Below are 389 nucleotides of genomic sequence, written 5' to 3' on the forward strand. Positions count from 1 at the left end.
GCTCCGGTGGGCCCCGAACTCACTGATTATCGTCTGCAGTGCGTCGACAACCGTCGCGATATCTCGATTGAGTTCGTGTTCGCGGTACGTCCCCCCGTCCTGGCCTCGGTGTTCCATTTTGGAAAGCGTGAGGTTGAGAATCTCGAAATCGGAGAGGAAGCTACGCATTCGCCGGGCCGTTCGAGGATCTCGGCCCTGGAAGTTACAGAGTTCTTTGTACCGTTGATAGACGATACGCGAGCGCGCGGGAGTTGCGTTCTCAGCAGCGAGCGTCGTCAGCGCATACAAAGTCAGTTGCTCGTGTTCGGTGAGGTCACGCATAATGTCCATGCTTTGTTGCGCCTCGAGTTTCTCCTGGGCGCGTTCGACGTGATCGGTTGTGACTGTCT

1 pseudogene is annotated in these 389 nt (G+C 56.8%); it reads right to left on the reverse strand.

The annotated features are described in order from the left end of the window. Positions 1 to 389, reverse strand: a pseudogene (locus AUR66_RS16130) (cell division control protein Cdc6); the annotation flags it as partial.

Source organism: Haloferax profundi (assembly GCF_001469865.1).
Classification (GTDB): Archaea; Halobacteriota; Halobacteria; order Halobacteriales; family Haloferacaceae; genus Haloferax; species Haloferax profundi.